The organism is Lunatibacter salilacus (genome assembly GCF_009797935.1).
In the GTDB taxonomy this organism is placed as follows: Bacteria; Bacteroidota; Bacteroidia; order Cytophagales; family Cyclobacteriaceae; genus Lunatibacter; species Lunatibacter salilacus.
The window spans coordinates 1-581 of record NZ_VOLC01000062.1; the positions used below are offsets into that span (position 1 = coordinate 1).

General features: G+C 52.0%; 1 protein-coding gene. It reads right to left on the bottom strand.

Features of this window, described 5'->3' with window-relative positions:
* Window positions 1-581, bottom strand: a 581-nt coding sequence (locus FQ608_RS27130; protein ID WP_262885544.1) for a reverse transcriptase domain-containing protein, incomplete at both ends; no start/stop codon positions are given.

A 581-nucleotide genomic window follows, 5' to 3' on the forward strand; every position in this document is an offset into this window, starting at 1 on the left:
CGGACGTATTTCAGGTTTCGCCTGTCCAGTTCCTTGTCCAGCACATCCAGCAGGATATTGCTCAATAGGGGGCTGATCGGGGATCCCTGTGGGACGCCTTTTCTACGTTTGTGCAGTTTTCCGTCAATCTGGATCGGTGCACGCAGCCATTTCCGGATAAGCCGCAGGGTGGTCGGGCATTTTACCCGCTGATAAATGAATTGTAGAAGGATCGAGTGGTCAACCTCGTCAAAGAACCCTTTAAGGTCAATATCAACAATATCCTGGTACCCATCGTTGATGTATTTCAGGGCTTGCGTCACCGCCTTGTGGATGTTCTTCTGCGGCCGGAAGCCATAGCTGTATTCCTCGAACGTGAGTTCGTATTTGGTCATCAGCACTTGGCTTACCGCCTGTTGGAGCCACCTTTCCACTGCGGTGGGAACCCCAAGCAATCTGGTTTTTCCGTTGCTCTTGGGGATTTCAACCCCCTTGATAGGTTTGGCTACGTACGTATGGTTAAGGATGGAGGTGGCAATACGGTCCCTGTTGCTTTCCAGATAGGAAAACAGGTCGGTGACCTCCATGCCGTCCACCCCTGC